Origin of the sequence: Leptolyngbya iicbica LK (assembly GCF_004212215.1) — a bacterium.
In the GTDB taxonomy this organism is placed as follows: domain Bacteria; phylum Cyanobacteriota; class Cyanobacteriia; order Phormidesmidales; family Phormidesmidaceae; genus Halomicronema; species Halomicronema iicbica.
In genome coordinates, this window is record NZ_QVFV01000009.1 from 129,653 (window position 1) to 145,158 (window position 15,506).

General features: G+C 55.0%; 12 protein-coding genes. 8 read left to right on the forward strand and 4 right to left on the reverse strand.

Annotation, left to right across the window (positions count from 1 at the left end; translation table 11 throughout):
- Nucleotides 1-29: 29 nt before the first annotated feature.
- Nucleotides 30-1,649: an energy transducer TonB gene (locus tag DYY88_RS21925; RefSeq protein WP_044148821.1), complete on the reverse strand. Its 1,620-nt coding sequence runs from the start codon at nt 1,647-1,649 to the stop codon at nt 30-32.
- 273 nt (nt 1,650-1,922) lie between these two features.
- Here DYY88_RS21925 and DYY88_RS21930 point away from each other — a divergent pair, with 273 nt between their 5' ends.
- The 6 genes from DYY88_RS21930 (at nt 1,923) to DYY88_RS21955 (ending at nt 8,945) form a co-directional block, all read left to right on the forward strand.
- Nucleotides 1,923-2,591 carry a MotA/TolQ/ExbB proton channel family protein gene (locus DYY88_RS21930; RefSeq protein WP_039729100.1) on the forward strand — a complete coding sequence of 223 codons (669 nt, stop codon included), beginning with the start codon at nt 1,923-1,925 and terminating at the stop codon, nt 2,589-2,591.
- Nucleotides 2,575-2,997: an ExbD/TolR family protein gene (locus tag DYY88_RS21935; protein WP_039729097.1), complete on the forward strand. Its 423-nt coding sequence runs from the start codon at nt 2,575-2,577 to the stop codon at nt 2,995-2,997. The genes DYY88_RS21930 and DYY88_RS21935 overlap by 17 nt, the downstream gene beginning before the upstream one ends.
- A gap of 163 nt (nt 2,998-3,160) precedes the next feature.
- Entirely contained in the window at nt 3,161-4,192 is a 1,032-nt protein-coding gene (locus DYY88_RS21940; RefSeq protein ID WP_044148819.1) for a FecCD family ABC transporter permease, read from the forward strand.
- A gap of 2 nt (nt 4,193-4,194) precedes the next feature.
- A complete protein-coding gene (locus DYY88_RS21945; protein ID WP_039729096.1) occupies nt 4,195-5,004 on the forward strand; it encodes an ABC transporter ATP-binding protein in 810 nt (269 codons plus the stop codon).
- Between the two features lie 207 nt (nt 5,005-5,211).
- Nucleotides 5,212-7,872 (forward strand): TonB-dependent hemoglobin/transferrin/lactoferrin family receptor, encoded by a 2,661-nt coding sequence (locus DYY88_RS21950; RefSeq protein ID WP_084607180.1) that lies wholly within the window; start codon nt 5,212-5,214, stop codon nt 7,870-7,872.
- Between the two features lie 170 nt (nt 7,873-8,042).
- A complete protein-coding gene (locus tag DYY88_RS21955; protein ID WP_039729095.1) occupies nt 8,043-8,945 on the forward strand; it encodes an ABC transporter substrate-binding protein in 903 nt (300 codons plus the stop codon).
- A gap of 140 nt (nt 8,946-9,085) precedes the next feature.
- Here the strand turns inward: DYY88_RS21955 and DYY88_RS21960 are convergent, their stop codons facing one another.
- From DYY88_RS21960 to tftA, 3 genes are all read right to left on the reverse strand, one after another.
- Nucleotides 9,086-9,451 carry a VOC family protein gene (locus tag DYY88_RS21960; protein ID WP_084607179.1) on the reverse strand — a complete coding sequence of 122 codons (366 nt, stop codon included), beginning with the start codon at nt 9,449-9,451 and terminating at the stop codon, nt 9,086-9,088.
- Between the two features lie 102 nt (nt 9,452-9,553).
- Entirely contained in the window at nt 9,554-10,708 is a 1,155-nt protein-coding gene (locus DYY88_RS21965) for a SpoIID/LytB domain-containing protein (RefSeq protein ID WP_084607178.1), read from the reverse strand.
- Nucleotides 10,709-11,020: 312 nt separating this feature from the next.
- Complete coding sequence (tftA, locus tag DYY88_RS21970) at nt 11,021-12,370, reverse strand: hormogonium tapered terminus morphoprotein TftA (RefSeq protein WP_039729093.1); 1,350 nt, start codon at nt 12,368-12,370, stop codon at nt 11,021-11,023.
- A gap of 191 nt (nt 12,371-12,561) precedes the next feature.
- On the opposite strand from tftA, the gene DYY88_RS21975 reads away from it, so the two are divergent.
- Both DYY88_RS21975 and DYY88_RS21980 read left to right on the forward strand, forming a co-directional pair.
- A complete protein-coding gene (locus tag DYY88_RS21975; protein WP_044148817.1) occupies nt 12,562-13,665 on the forward strand; it encodes a mechanosensitive ion channel family protein in 1,104 nt (367 codons plus the stop codon).
- A 71-nt stretch (nt 13,666-13,736) separates the two neighbouring features.
- Nucleotides 13,737-14,870, forward strand: a complete 1,134-nt coding sequence (locus DYY88_RS21980; protein ID WP_039729092.1) for a mechanosensitive ion channel family protein — start codon at nt 13,737-13,739, stop codon at nt 14,868-14,870.
- Nucleotides 14,871-15,506: the final 636 nt, after the last annotated feature.

The following is a 15,506-nucleotide window of genomic DNA, read 5'->3' on the forward strand; positions in this document are numbered from 1 at the left end:
GCGATCGCCAACAGAACATAGAAAGTGTTCTACTCCGACGCGGCCTCACTGTTTTCAACCGGCTCCGATGGAGCAGCGGGCTCTGTGGTAGGTTCCGCAGCCGGTTGTTCTGACTCCGGTGGCGGACTTGCCGGAACCGGTTCAGAGGTATCTTCAATCGGCTCGGGCTCTTCGGCAGCAGAGGGTACGGCGTTATCCGCCTCGGCGGGGACTGACTCATCAACCACTTCTGGGGAAGGTACTGGCTCGGATTCTTCGGCTTCTGTTGCAGCGTCTACAGCCGTAGCAGCATTTTCATTTGCATCATCGTCAGCCGCTGCTGGCTCGGCCTCAACTACCGGATCACCGATCGCATCAAGGCCGCTTTCCGGCAGGTCAGCGGCGGATTCTACCGGCTGAGCCGCCGGATTTAACTCAGCGGTGGGAGCCTCATCGCGCACGGTGGCCGCATTACGATCGCCCTGTTGCTGTGCTTCCTGATGCCGCTCCGACCCTTCAATGACAAAAGGAATCTCCACTGGCACCGAACCGCTCTGCCCTCCAGTGTCAAACTGCCAATTTCTCACAGCGGATAAGGCGGCTTGGTCTAGCGCAGCATTGCCACTGGGACGTTCTAAGATGACGCCGGTGACATTACCGTTGCTGTCAAATTGCGCCCGGACAATCGGTTGTCCTTCGATGCCAGCGTCTAAAGCGGCAGCGGGATAAGCCGGGCGACCACACTGTCGACAACTCACAGTGCGACTATCGTTGCCGGAATTGCCGGGGGTGGCATCATCGTCAGTTGCCCCCGTACCTGTAGCGGCAGGCCCATCAGGCCCTGTACGGCGAGCGACATCGTCCGTCGCTGCGCCATCGGGAGCCGTGGCATTGTTGTCACCACTCGACTCCGCCTCGGCAGCCGGAGTGGTGCCGTTGCCCAGCAAGCGATCTTCGATGGTGGAATTATTCCCTGGCAGAGCCGATGCGACCTCGTCAATGGCCGTTGCACCGGCATCAGGGACAGAGGCCATCTCCGGCTCGACGTCATCGGCAGTCGCATCGGGGATAGTCGAATCGAATTCTTGCTCGCCTTCTGCTGACTCTGCAGCGGCAGCTAAAGCGTCAGCCGCATCGGCGGCATTGTTTGACTCATCAATTTCTGGCTCATCAATTTCCGATTCTTCAATCGCTGGCGCTGAAATATCCTCAGCCAGTTCCAGTGGTTCCTCAATCTCCGGTTTCTCTGGCGCTGACTCAGGTGCCACTTCCGCGTCTGGTATTTCCATAAGCGGATCAACCGATGATGACACAGTGTCCTTGGTCGCAGGCGGCGGACTGGCAGGGGCCACCGCAACGGCGGGTGGCGACGGTGCTGAACTCTGAGGATTGGGCGGCGGCGTAGCGACGTCTTTAGGGACAGCAGTAGCCGGGGTGGTGGCATCGGCTACTGCTGACGGCTCGGCGATCGCCTCGGGAGACGGCGGCATCACTGTGAGCTGAATTCGTTCCTCAGTTGCTAGTTGGGCTGCACTCGATGGCAACCAGCGCCACATCGGAATAACGCCAGCGTGGACCCCAACCGCTCCTAAGATACCCCATAGAACCCAACGCTGGGTCCGCACTTGCTGGCGATCTCGATAGTTAATGCAGTCTCTAGAAAGGGCCATCTTTCAAGTCTTAATGACTTTAAATTTCATTAGCAATGCACTTCATTCTCATTTGAGAGTAAAGTCACCAGCCGGAAAAAGCAAGAAAAATCCTTCCATACAGATCTTTGGAAGAATTCAAGTCAGAATGAATCTTTTCGCTAGTTTCTTTTTTTACTTGACATGTAATCTCAATAAGCCTACCGTCTCTACTTAAGGATTTCTACTGATTTCTGGGTTCACGCCCAAATCTGGATGGGCGTGAGTTAGTTCCTTGGAGGACGTCGTATTTCCATGTCTATCGTTCAGATTTTTGAGGCCGGCGGCATCGTGATGGTGCCACTGTTACTGTTTTCCATCGTGGCGCTCGCCCTTGCGGTCGAGCGGGCCGTTTTCTGGTTTCGGGTCAGTCGCGGGCAGCGCGCAATCATTAAACCGCTGTTGCAAACCTATCGCTCTAATCCCCCAGCGGCCTATGAGCAGTTGCGCCAGCATCTGGATTTGCCCATTGCCCGCATTTTTCTCGAAGCGTTGGAATTGGACGGGGCCTCTCCTAGCCAGTTTCGTCTGGCGCTGGAAGGGGCGACCCAGGCAGAACTACCACTACTGAAGCGATTTGGCACGGTGTTTCAAACCATTATCGCGGTTGCGCCATTGCTGGGGTTGTTGGGCACCATCTTGGGTCTGATTCGGGCCTTTGCCTCTATCCAAATTGGCGAGATCGGAGCCAATGCTGCCGCCGTCACGGGCGGCATTAGCGAAGCGCTCGTCTCTACCGCTGCAGGGATGGTGGTGGCCATTTTTGCCCTGCTAGCCGCCAATTTGTTTCGCGGTCTGTACAAGCGTCAGGTGGCGTTACTACAGGAATACGGCAGCCAACTCGAAATTCTGTATGAGTGGCACTATCGCGAAACCTTAGACCCGTCGTCGGTGACAGGAGCGACCTATGCGCGTGTGGGATAACGAACCCGAAGAGGCTCTGGAAGTCAACATCTTGCCGATGATTGATGTGATTTTTGCCATCCTCGCTTTCTTCATCGTTTCGACGCTCTTTTTGACCCGAGCAGAAGGGTTACCCGTCAATCTGCCGGAAGCCGACAGTGCGGCCCCCCAGACCGCCGCCGACTTCACCGTGACGCTGCAGCCCGACGGCACCATTGCTCTCAATCAAGCCCCGATCGCCTTGGCTGATTTGCCGACCGCCGTGCGATCGCAACTTGGCCCCAACCAAATTGCCATCATCACACTCCAAGCCGATGAGCAGGTTTATCACGGTCAAGTGATTGCCGTGATGGATGAACTGCGATCGCTCGACAACGTGCAACTCGGCATTGCCACTGAATCTCCGGCAGTGTCGGTAGAAGAATAGAGGTGTGAGGGTAGCAGGGTGTGAGGGTAGCAGGGTGAAAGAGTCAACTTATCGTCGCCCAACTACCCAGTCACCCAGCACTCCATTGTCCCAGCACCCACGTCACCCAGCCGCCCAGCCACCCAATCACCTACCCTCACCCAGCCACCCCATCACTCTTCCCATGACCACTACGACGCGAGTTTCCCAAAGTGCCAAAGCCCCCCCTCGCCAACGCCGACGAATTGCCTTGGCAAGCAGCCTACTGGGGTTGGGTCTATTGGCCGTGATTTTTCTATCCCTAACCAATGGCTCGGTGGCCCTGAGTGGGTCAGAGCTGCTAGCGGCGGCGTTGCGCCGGGGCAGTGACATTCATCAGACAATTGTTTGGGATTTGCGCCTCCCCCGGGTATTGGCAGCGCTGATTGTCGGGGCCGCGTTGGGCCTTTCCGGAGCGCTCTTACAAGGGATGTTGCGGAACGGTCTCGCCAGCCCATTTCTACTGGGCATCTCTGCGGGAGCGGGGCTGATGGTCGTGTTGATGATCGGTCTCAACCTGCTACAGATTTGGGTGCCCTTTGGGGCTTGGCTCGGGGCAGTCGTCACCACTTTGTTGGTGTATTTACTGGCGCGCACGGGCACCACCCTCTCCATTGAGCGGTTGATTTTGGGCGGCGTTGCGTTCAGTTCTTTCTTTGGGGCGATTCAGTCATTGTTGCTGCTCAACTCGCCCGATGGGCAGTTTCAAGCCGCGCTGAACTGGCTGATTGGCAGTCTCAACGGTCGGGGCTGGACTGAGGTCACCATTGTGGGACCGGGGGTATTGGTGGCCGCGATCGCCGGTTGCTTGCTCGCCCGTCAGGTCAACGTGCTGTGTTTAGGCGATGACCTGGCGACCGGGCTCGGGACCTCACTGCTGCGATCGCGCTGTCTGATTGGTGGCATTGCCACGCTGCTAGCGGCCGGAGCCGTCAGCATTGCCGGGTTGGTCGGCTTTGTTGGCTTAATTGTGCCTCACGGAGTACGGCTGCTGGTGGGCACCGATTACCGTCTGGTGTTGCCATTTTCCGCGCTGGGTGGGGCGTTTGTGCTAGCTGGCGCTGACCTGCTGGCCCGTACCGGCCCGGTGGAATTGCCCGTCGGCGCAGTCACTGCTCTGCTAGGGGCCCCGGTATTTATCTGGCTGCTCTATCGTCGTCGCTTAGGAGGCCGTTAACCATGCCGTTAGAAGTTCGGAATTTAGCGGGGGGCTATGGCGATCGCCCCATCATTGAAGCGGTCAACCTGGCGCTAGCCCATGGGGAATGGCTCAGTTTGCTCGGGGCCAATGGTTCGGGCAAGTCCACTCTGTTGCGGGTGATGAGCCGCATCCTCAAACCCCAGGCCGGGGTGGCGCTGCTAGATGGGCGCGACATTCACCAACTTTCCCCCGCTGCTGCCGCCCGCAAACTAGCGCTGCTGCCGCAACAGCAAATTCTGCCAGAGGGATTGACCGTTGAGCAATTGGTGAGTTTGGGGCGATCGCCCCATCAGCCCTGGTGGCAATGGGAACTGGATGCAGCGGGGCGCGCCCAGGTTGAGCAAGCCCTGCACTGGACGGAGATTGAGCATTACCGCGATCGCGCCGTTGCCGAACTTTCCGGCGGGGAACGGCAGCGGGCGTTTTTGGCTTTAGCCCTAGCGCAAGATCCCAAAGTCCTGCTGCTGGACGAACCCACCACCTTTCTAGATTTGCATTATCAGTTCCAGCTCCTGGAACTCCTGAGGCGACTGAACCAGCAGCAAGGCCTCTCGATCATCACGGTGCTACACGATATTAATCTGGCGGCGCGGTACAGCGATCGCCTCGCCCTGCTGCGACAAGGTCACCTTTGGAGCGTCGGTCCTGCGACCGCAATGCTGACCCCCGAAAACCTACGCGCAGTGTTCGATATCGAAGTGGATCTCATCCACACCGCTGTGGGCCTGCAAATTTGCCCACTGGCGGCAGCCTCACCTTCTATAACCCGAATACCGGCACCAACCTAGTGCGACATGACGGCAATAACGATAGCCTTCCGGTTTCTAGCGCCCCTGCGCTCCCGCTGCCCGGCTCGTCATCAACAGTCGTGAGCTCATGAGCCGTCACTTAGGTTCCTCAATCAAGCGGCTGAGGGCGTTCCAGCCGCTCCTCATGCCTTCCTAGTTTTCCTTCCTCACACACTCTGTCCCTTTACAAACCAACTGTGTTGTCCCATGAATTCGTCGTCATTCTTATTGAGAATTTTTCTAATCAGTGCCGCCTTTTCTAGCTTTGCCTACTGGGAATTAAGCCGCACTGCGATCGCTAGCATTCTCCCCACAGCTGGGTCAGAAGCCTTGGCAAAAGGCTCTGACACAATCGAAAAAACGCCATCCGAGGAGTCTACCGCGTTGTCCTCCGTCTGGTCTGAATCACAGATCTCCAACTCGATGGAGGAGTCCTCAAACAGGAATGAATCCTATCTAAGCTTCGGTCGGACAGTCGCCCAATCGTTGCCGCCTGCCCAGGAGTCTGAGGACGAGCCGGAAGCCGCGATCGCCCCTCTAGTCAGCCCCACCAATGTGGAGGATTTGCCTGGTTCCGCCTCTCCATCGACCTTCGCCACCGAGGCCCAAGCCTTATCCGCCCCGGCAACCGGGGTCGATGCGACTGCGCCTCAGGCCCCCGCTGTCGTTGCCCAGACCAGCGAAGATGAGGACGAAGCGGATGAAGAATCCGACGATATTGAATTTGTCGGCGATACCATCCGCTTAACCGTCACCGGCACCCGCACGCCCGTGCGCATCGATGAATTACCCGCCACCGTGACGGTGTTTGAGCTAGAGGATATTGAGTTTTACCAATTCCAAAATCTGCGCGATCTCCTGCGTTATGAACCCGGCGTTTCGGTGCGAGACAATCCGCAATTCGGTTTGCAGGATGTCAATATTCGCGGCCTGGAAGGCAACCGCATTCTGTTTCAGTTGGACGGCATTCGATTGCCCGAGCGCTTTGAGTTTGGGCCTTTCAATTTGGGCCGCGGGGACTTTGTCGACTTTGCCACGCTGCAAGCCGTGGAGGTTTTACGAGGCCCCGCCTCTACGCTCTACGGTAGCGATGCTTTGGGTGGGGTCGTGTCGTACCGTTCGTTGGAACCCAGGGATCTGCTGGGCGAGGATGACGATTTCGCCGCTGATGTGTCCACCACATTTTTGAGTGAAACTGGCGGCTTTGACAACGTAGGCCGCCTGGCGTTCCGTCAAGATGACGAAGAAGGGGTACTGGTCATCAGCCGCCGCGATGGTCGCGAGCCTGATTCCTTTGCCGATAGTGAGTTTGTCGACTCTCTGGATTCTGAAGGCACGACCTTTTACGGCAACTTTGTCGGCCATCTCAGTCCGGTAAGCCGCGTGAGCTTTATCGCTGAGGATTTCAGCCGCTTTACCCGTCGCAATGAGGCGGCGGGCAATCTCACTCTGAATCTGACCGAGGAGGAAGACATCCTGATCGATCGCTCACGCTTGAGTCTCACCTATGAATACGACGACCCTGACAGTCCTTCCTTTCTGAATTACGCTCGCGGGCAGATTTTCTACCAAGATGCGGGGACCCGTGAGATTCTTCGGGAGACTCGCGCTTCCGGAGCCGGGGCCTTTACCGGTCAGCCCGTTTTTCGGGAAACGGAAAATGAATTCATCGCCGATAGTTTTGGCGGCGATGTGCAACTCCGCAGCGACTTTACGACCGGCAGTGCCAACCACCGCCTGACTTATGGTGTGGATGTTTCTAGCACCTTTAACACGCGTCCCCGCGATCGCACGCAAACCAACCTCATCACTGGCGAATCGACCAATGTGATTCCCCCGGATGTGTTTCCGGTAAAAGATTTTCCCGATGGCGATACGCTGCGGGTTGGCGCGTACATCCAAGACGAAATCGAGATTGGTCAGTTTGACATCATTGCCGGCCTGCGGTTCGACTACTACGACTTGCAGACTGACCCGGACGAAGACTTTAGCCGCAACGGAGCAGAATCGGTCGATCTCGACGCTTCGGCCTTGTCACCTCGCCTGGCGGTGCTTTATCAGGCGAGTCCCGCAATCTCTCTCTATGGACAGTATGCCCGCGGCTTCCGCGCCCCGCTTTATAGCGAAATCAACAGCGGCTTTACCAACCTGACCGGGAGATTCTTCAAATACGAAACCCTGTCTAACCCAGATTTAGAGCCAGAAACCAGTAATAGCTTTGAAGTCGGTGTGCGGGGCAATTTCCCGCAGTTTGATTTTGGCGTGACGGGGTTCTACAACACCTACGACAACTTCATCGAGACCTTTGTGGAGGCGGGCGAGCGCTGCTTGGTGCCCGCTGATCCCTGTCCGCGGGGAGGGAGAGCGGGGACTCAAGTGGTCACTCAGTTCCAGACCCAAAATGTCGCGGAGGCCCGCATTTGGGGCATTGAACTCAGCGGGGAATATCGGTTTAGCCCTGACCCGCACGGATTCAGTATTTTAGGCAGTTTTGCCTTTGCCCAGGGCGACAACCAAACCGAAGATGAACCCCTGGAAACCATTGACCCGATTACCGGGGTGCTGGGGTTGCGCTATCGCGCCCCTGATGATCGCTGGCGGGCTGAGTTTCTCAGCACCTTTGTGGGCGAAGCGCGGGTTGCCGACGATAGCGATCGCTTCACCCCTGATGCTTACGTCCTGTTTGATCTGATCGGCAGCTACAATCCCATCCCTGATTTGGGGCTGAGTCTGGGTATCTACAACCTCTTCAACGAGGAATATTACGTCTATTCCGACGTCCGCAACCAGCCCGAAGATGCCCCCGACATTCAGCGCTTTTCGCAGCCGGGCACGAATGTCCGCCTGGGCGTCAGCTATCGCTTTTAAGCTGTGACTCGGCACTTAGCTTTCTGGTCTAGTAAAGAGCCGCTTGTTGCCTGCACAGGTCTAGCAACTGGGGTGTTTGCCCCCGTAGCGATCCCCTCGCGTCAGGCTGATCCCGGCTCGTATCTTTAGCCACATCCCCATAACGCAGAACAACTCAGAGGAGCAATTCCATGACATCTCGTTGGTTACTCAGCAGTTTCGGCATCGTATTGGCAGGCGCGATCGCAGCCTGTTCGACTAACAGCGCTACTCCAGAAGCTGCCAGTCCTGAGGCTGCGCCCACGCAGACGACCACAACCGCGCAGCCAGCAGCATCGCCAGCATCAGTCCAAAAGATCGTGACCCTCACGTCGCTGACCACCGACATCATCCACACGCTGGATCAAGACACCTTAGTCGGCATTCCTGGGAGTTCGATTTTGCAAGAAGACACCCGATTTGCGGAACTCGCAGTGGTGAGCACAGGCCGCGCTGAACCCGACTTAGAAAAAATTGTCGCCCTGGAACCCGATCTGGTCATTGGCGCTAAGGGATTCCACGATAAATCGCTGGCTCGTCTGGAGGAACTCGGGGTCACCACACTGGCAGTGGATGTCACGGGTTGGGATACCTTAGCCACCCTGACCCAAGAGTTGGCCCAGCAAATCGGTGCCGATCCGCAACCGCTGCTCGATCGCTATGACGCTTGTCTCGCCAAAGCGCCAGAAAATTCACCCAGCGCGATTGTGCTGGTGAGTCGCCAGCCGCTACTGTCGCCCAACAAAGATAGCTGGGCGGGCGATTTCCTGGAACAGTTCAACATTCAAAATCTCACCGCTGACCTGCAGGGCGAAAGCCCCTTTGATGGCTACGTCACGGTATCCGAAGAGAAGCTTTTGACCACGAACCCCGATGTGCTGCTAGTGGTCGACACGGGCGAAGATTTACTAGCTCAACTCAAAGGCGATCCGTTTTGGGGACAGCTTAAGGCCACGCAATCCAATGCGGTCGAAACATTGGACTATTTTGGCATCGTGAATCCGGGGAGTCTGGCCAGTATTGAGGCCACGTGCGATCGCCTGTCTCAACTTTGACGAACAGCCGGAGATCACGAGCTGGGGCTGAGCGATCGCCAGAATGTCACAGCCTTCTCCTCGCACAGAAATCTGATGACTGAAAGACCAGAGGTCTAACAGCGATCGCGTATGCTCACTCCGGTGAAAGCCTTTTCCCATTAGGCCTGCGACAGCTCGATAATGTTGCCGTCAGGATCTTGGGTAAACAGGGCGGCGCGACCCGAAGCGCTCATTTGTAGCGGATAGCCCTGGGCCTCTAAGCGGTCTTTGAAGTCGGATAAATCATCGACTTGCAGCGCGACATGCGGGTTACGGCCCCATTTATCAGGGCGAGGACACGGGGCTTGCCACGCCTCTGCTTGCATCAAATGCAGTTGAAACTCGCCCACCTGCAACCAGTAGCCTGGAAAGTTGAGCGATCGCGGGGCAATGGGCAACTCTAAAACGTCGCGATAAAACTCCAAACTGCGTTCTAAATCGCTGACGAGCAGGGCGACGTGGAGCGATCGCATCACCATAGCCATGAGCTTTCACCTTCAGCAAACAACAATAGTTTCAGCTTAGGTGATGGGGCGATCGGTCAAAATCGGTCACTAAATTACTCACTCCAGAGTTGGCTGGTAGTCTCAGTGGGCTTCGATGAGGGCGAGTTGCGCTCCCTGATAGTAGTGGCCCAAAATTTGCTGATAGGTATAGCCCTGCTGCGCCATATTGTGAGCGCCCCACTGGCTCATGCCAATGCCGTGCCCAAAGCCCCGGCCCCTGACTTGCACCTGTCCCCCAGCAACCGAGATCGAAAACAACGTGCTGCGGAGTCCTAGCGCATTGCGAAAATCGTTGCCTGTGAAGGTGCGCGCCCCGCGATCTCCTTCCACCAAAATTTCGCGTACCCGCCCCTGGGGGGTCGTGCGTTGAGGCAGGGCACTAATGAGCCGACCCACATCCGGCATCAAGCGACTGAACTCATCGCTAGAAAACGTTCGTACCCATTCAAAAACGGGGGCTCCAGCATCAAAATCTTGTACGCCGCGCAGATAAGGGAGCGGTTGACTCCAGATGTCTTCCACATTTTCCGTATGTCCCCCTGATGAGGAATGAAACACCGCCTCAATTACCTGTCCCCCATAGGTCAATACCTGGCTGCGAGTACCTTCCACCGCAGCTTGGGTGCTCTGGGTTTCGTCGGCCAAGCCGCCATAGACCTGATACGCTGTTGTGCTGCCGACATCATAGTAAGGACTGCGTGACTGATTGCGTCGGTGAAGTGCGAAAGAGCGAGCGGCTACAGCCTGCGCCTTCAACGCTTCCAGCGGCCAACTAGCCGGCATCTCGCTACCCACCACGCTGTAAAGATACTGCTCTAAATCGACATAGTTAATGGCAGTGACCCCACTACCGTTTGACATCACCAGTACCCGACCGCGATACCAGCGATCACCAATAAACACATAGCCATTCGCCCCCGGCTCGACCCAAAACGAAGAGCCCACCGAGTCCGCTGCCTTGACCTGGGCCCCTTGCGCCGCCACAGTGAGCGATCGCCCCTCTGGCACCTGAGCAATGTGCTGTCCCTGCTGGTTGCGAATCGTCCCCGTATTAGAAGTGCCGACCACCACTTGGCTCGCCCCCTCCTGAATCGCGATGCGCATTTCTAACGCTAGGGCTGGCAAGCAGCAAAGCAACCAAGCAAAAACCGTCAAACCGCCCTTTGGGAGCAACTGACAGAAAGCTGTCCACCAAATTGGAACAACGGCATCAGCGGAGGCTTTGAGATACGCCATAATTGTGACTTCCAAAGGGGCAAAGAGCGTTCAGGGAGCAGGCACCCAACCACCTGATGAAAATAACTTTTTGGTCAAACTAAATTAGCGTTTCAGCGTCAGAAATGTCTGGCTTTTGCACTAGTGATAGAGGTTGACAAATCACGAGTAGTAGACAGTGAAAAACCAAGCTGGGAGAACTTTCATTCACGCAACTTGGCCGACAACAAACGCTTTTTTAAGGTGACTTCACGCCATCTTCACAACAGATTAAACATAACGATAGCACCTGTTGCATGACACGGATCAATCGATTTTGTTCCGCCATCTCACTTAAAGAATGCCAGTCGATTCGTAGAGCCGCCGCAGAATCGCCAGAATCTTGTTGCCATATTCCGGATCAGGATCCCAACGACCGCTCAGCTGCGTTACCAGCGGCGCGACTCCCCGCCGCACAAATTGAAATCGGGGATCGACCACTTCTTGTACTAGCGGTTCAGTACTCGCATAGGCTTTAAGGTGCTGAATGTGGGCCCGCACCCCAATGCGGGGATCGGCAAAGGAAACGCCCCCAGTCGAGGAATCCGTGGCCCCAATACCGCCAAAATTATTGTCCTCTGGTCGCAGAATCCCTGTCCATCGCAAATATGAGGTTTCTACGCACATTTGACAAAAAGCGATGTCGTGATCGACGCCTTCAATTTGCGCTTCTTCGCGATAAAACCGTGGCAAATCTTTGTAGGGTTCCGTTGCACTTTCGTTGTTGGATTTCAAAAACATCAACAGCTGGATATCAGAAGTGATACCCCGCCCCATAATGCGCTCTAACCCACATACGGGCAACGAGGTTGCCGTTTTTAACGTCACGGTGCGGGTGCTGGCATCCCACCCGACGGAAACGTTGTACTCCCGCAGGTCGATCGCTTTCATATACACCACGCCGCGATAGCGCACCTTGCGGATATCAGGATTAGTGGCCGCATCATCAATGCCCAGCTGGTCAGCCAAATCTACTGGCACGTAGGAATTGTTGTTGATGATGATGCCTTTTTCGGGATAGAGGCCCCCATTGACGCTGATATTGCAAGTAGGAAAACTTTGGACATCGCCTGAGCTGCCTGCCACCGCCCGACTCCAAGAGGCAGTGCCATCGGCAATCCCCAAAGACATATCGCGGCGACGATTTTGAATCAGACCCAAATCGTCAGGATTTGTGAGATACCCCACCTCCATATATAAGGAGGGGCAGGCCAGTTGACGGGTGAAGGATAGACTGCCCGTGCCCGTGTTGGTATCAGGTCGCGCACCCCGACTGGGCAACTGGGGTAGTCGCCGTAGCAGCGCTAACAACAGCAACTCTGCATGAGATTTACGCTCTTCGTTATTGGCAATGTAAAAGACGCTGGCCCCCCGCGCCCCAGGACTGCTGGCTGCCCCACCGTGAAGTTCGAGGGCGACATCGTCAGGACGGCAGCGGGTGTTAATCCAATTTAGGGTTTGGGTATTGCTCAAGTCATCTGGCACCGCTAGCACTTCAAAGCCCCGCGATCGCAATTCGGGCACCACCAGATCGCGAATCCGAATCATTTCCGTCGCTTCAGTGGTGTTAGAGACAACGGCCCCATAATCCAACGAGCCATTTTCGTAGCCACCATGCCCCGCCGAGATAAATATCTTTCCCATAGCCGATGCCAAATGCGTTCAAAGACAGTTGAATTCTAGGAAAGGATACCTTCAAAGTCAGAAGGTGAGACAGATCTTGCTGCGAAGTGTTGCGATTTGTCTGCAAGACAGCGCCAGCAGTTCAGCATTAATTGCTGTAGGGGACTAAAGTGCCCTGAAATATCAATTGACAACTTAATTCAGAAAACTGTATGTGGGACGCCTATCTGTCTCTGGCCGTGGAAAATCCGGCACTGTTTTGGACGATTTTTGTTATTGCACTAAGCACCCTGGCCATTTTGCTCGGACAAATTGTGCCGTGGTTGACGCAGCTGCTGCTGCGCCGCTTCTTAAAAGAAGACGCCAAGACCTTCTACAGTCGAGTGGTGCAGCCCCATCGATTTTTGTTGACCTTAACGGGGGCCGCTGCTGCCTTTGATATCGTGGCGTGGATCCTGTTGCAGGGTGTCTGGTATGTGCCGTGGTATCCCACCCTGGAGTTTGGCCTTACCTTGGCCCTATCGACCGTTTTAGGGTTGCTGCTGTTTCGCTGCTTTCAGACTTATTTCAACGAATACTTACTGAGCGCCGCGTTGGAAGGGGGCCGCAAGACCAATAGTGAATTGCTGTTGGTGGGTCGTTTTTTAGCGATCGCCGGTCTCATCCTCACTTTGTTCACGCTGTTCGCCCAGACCCACCGCATCAACATCATCGGTATTTTTGCCAGTTTGGGCGTCGGGGGCATCGCGATCGCCTTTTCCGCGCAGAAAGTCCTGGAGCAACTGTTAGGCGGGGTTGTTATCTATATTGATCGCCCCTTCTCTGTCGATGATTACATTGGCTTGCCTGATGGTACCTTTGGCCGGGTAGAAGCGATCGGTCTCCGCTCTACCAAAATTCGCACCTCCGGGAAAGGTACTTTGGCCGTGGTGCCCAATAGCTCCCTGATTCAAGCCACCGTCGAGAACTTTACTGGCGCCAAAAAGGTCATGGCGATCGTTTACCTCAATCTCTATCGCAGCGTGGGTGAAGAAGAGCAAGCCCTAATTCGCCAGGTCATCCTCGAAAGCACCCAAGACATCTTTGGCCTTGACAACCGTAGCACCAACATCGCTTTCCGTAATTTAGATGGCGGTCGTCTCACCCAAGTGCAGGCCACCCTCTTCATTTTGGGAGCCACGGGCAGTTCCATGGAAATTCGCCGCCAACTTTTAGACATAGCCAATCAAAAAATGACGGAACGCCTCAAATCCTACGGCATCTCCTTCGATATTGAAGAGCCCACTGTCTACGTCGATTCCCCCATCACGATTTAGGTTGGACGCTGGATCGGCGATGGGCCACTTGCCATATTTCCTGTTGTTAATTTCATTGAGTATCGACCTGGATGGATAGCGAAGCCTTTGATCTGAGAAGCTTTTTAGAAACTTTAGGCATCACCTTTGGCAACACGCCAACGCTAGTCATTTTTGGGGTGTCGTTATTTCTTGCCCTGCTGATTGGTCGTTTCACGCCCGGTATTGTCCGGTTGTTTATTCGGCGATTTGCCCCCGGTCAGGTCACCCACCTGTACGAAAACTTGATCGCTCCATTAAGTGGGGCCTTTCAGTTTGCCGGGACAATGTTGCTAGTCTCGCTGTCGATGGTCTGGCTCGATCAAGACTTCCGCGCTTTAGCTGCCTTTTTGAACCCTTTCATAGACTTGGCGCTAATCAGCAGCATCGCTTGGCTAGCCTCGCGAGTTTTTGGACGGATCTTCCGCGTCTATGGAGTGGAGTTGCTGAAAAAGATGGGCCGCGAAGTTGATGAGATGCTGTTGGTTTTTGAAACGATCACCAACGTAGTCATCGGCTTTATTGCGGTGCTAGCCTTTGCCCAGAGTCAGGAATTCAACCTGGTAGGACTCTTTGCCAGTTTGGGGATTGGTGGTTTGGCGATCGCTTTTGCTGCCCAAAAAATTCTCGAACAGTTACTCAGTACCATCGTGATTTATCTCGATCGCCCCTTCATTCCCGGTGAGTATATTCGCCTCAGCGATGGACAACTGGGCCGAGTGGAATCCATCGGATTGCGATCGACGAAAATCCGCACCGCCGCCAAAAGCACCCTGTTCATCCTCCCCAACTCTACCCTGCTGAACATGGAAATCGAGAACGTCACTCGCGCCAAAAAAGTCATGGTGATGCTGTATCTCGACTTCAATCGTCGCTTAACTGACGAAGATGCCGCCCTAGTGAGACAGGTAATCACTCGCGGCACCAATTCCGTCTTTGGCGTTGATCCAGACAGCACCAGCATCGTTTTTCCCCATAGTGGAGAAGACAATGGTCGCGCTGACTACTACATGCGCCGCGCTCGCGTAACCTTCTTCATTCTTGGCTCAAACGAAAGCTCCATTGAACTGCGCAAACGCCTACTGGAATTAGCTAACGACACGATCTCGAAAACTCTAGACAGTTACGGCATTCATTTCGATATGCAAGAACCCACCGTGTACGTCGAGTCACCCGTGACGCTCTAGCCTGCCAAGGGTTTAGTTGCCCGTAGTGAGTTGCCCGTAGTGAAAGTTGATGGGCTAGTGCTTTCCCCTTATTGCATCTTGGAAACCAGAACAGTAGCTTGTTCCCGTCGATTTAAGAAACCGAGACTAAGTCTAGGTCACCCTATCGCTATTGGCTGTCGACCCCAAAACTACCAATGCCTAGAATCTGCAACGACCGACGTTGAGTCACCAGTGGGTTTATTGCGCTCGAGAGTGTCGGTATAACGATGATTTTCGAGCCGTAATGGGTTGACCTCGACCAGGTCAGTCCCACCAACCTGATGCAGTGTTAAATCTAAATTTACGGTTTAGCAGTGTGGTGTCGAGTCTACGAGACCCACAGATTCGATAACTCCGTGTACCGTACTGCGTTTGACCCACGCTACGACTTACCCGGATTTTTAGCACTGACAGAGCACTAGATATCGCTAAGCCTCTAGCCGGCAGTGACTGACTAATGACTAATCCAGACACATCTGTGCGGTGAATTTTCTGGAGAGCCATCTAAATCAGGCTTGGGAACCGTTCTAAACCCTTGTGAATCGGGCTATCCAGCCCACCAAAAAAATCTTTCAAAACCAGTTGACAGGTTTATGGGGCTTAGTTATATTGGTA

Bases quoted from the DNA above. Each gene is read 5' to 3' on its own strand.
- DYY88_RS21925 (WP_044148821.1), bottom strand. From the start codon at position 1,649: ATGGCCCTTTCTAGAGACTGCATTAACTATCGAGATCGCCAGCAAGTG.
- DYY88_RS21930 (WP_039729100.1), top strand. From the start codon at position 1,923: ATGTCTATCGTTCAGATTTTTGAGGCCGGCGGCATCGTGATGGTGCCA.
- DYY88_RS21935 (WP_039729097.1), top strand. From the start codon at position 2,575: ATGCGCGTGTGGGATAACGAACCCGAAGAGGCTCTGGAAGTCAACATC.
- DYY88_RS21940 (WP_044148819.1), top strand. From the start codon at position 3,161: ATGACCACTACGACGCGAGTTTCCCAAAGTGCCAAAGCCCCCCCTCGC.
- DYY88_RS21945 (WP_039729096.1), top strand. From the start codon at position 4,195: ATGCCGTTAGAAGTTCGGAATTTAGCGGGGGGCTATGGCGATCGCCCC.
- DYY88_RS21950 (WP_084607180.1), top strand. From the start codon at position 5,212: ATGAATTCGTCGTCATTCTTATTGAGAATTTTTCTAATCAGTGCCGCC.
- DYY88_RS21955 (WP_039729095.1), top strand. From the start codon at position 8,043: ATGACATCTCGTTGGTTACTCAGCAGTTTCGGCATCGTATTGGCAGGC.
- DYY88_RS21960 (WP_084607179.1), bottom strand. From the start codon at position 9,451: ATGGCTATGGTGATGCGATCGCTCCACGTCGCCCTGCTCGTCAGCGAT.
- DYY88_RS21965 (WP_084607178.1), bottom strand. From the start codon at position 10,708: ATGGCGTATCTCAAAGCCTCCGCTGATGCCGTTGTTCCAATTTGGTGG.
- tftA (WP_039729093.1), bottom strand. From the start codon at position 12,370: ATGGGAAAGATATTTATCTCGGCGGGGCATGGTGGCTACGAAAATGGC.
- DYY88_RS21975 (WP_044148817.1), top strand. From the start codon at position 12,562: ATGTGGGACGCCTATCTGTCTCTGGCCGTGGAAAATCCGGCACTGTTT.
- DYY88_RS21980 (WP_039729092.1), top strand. From the start codon at position 13,737: ATGGATAGCGAAGCCTTTGATCTGAGAAGCTTTTTAGAAACTTTAGGC.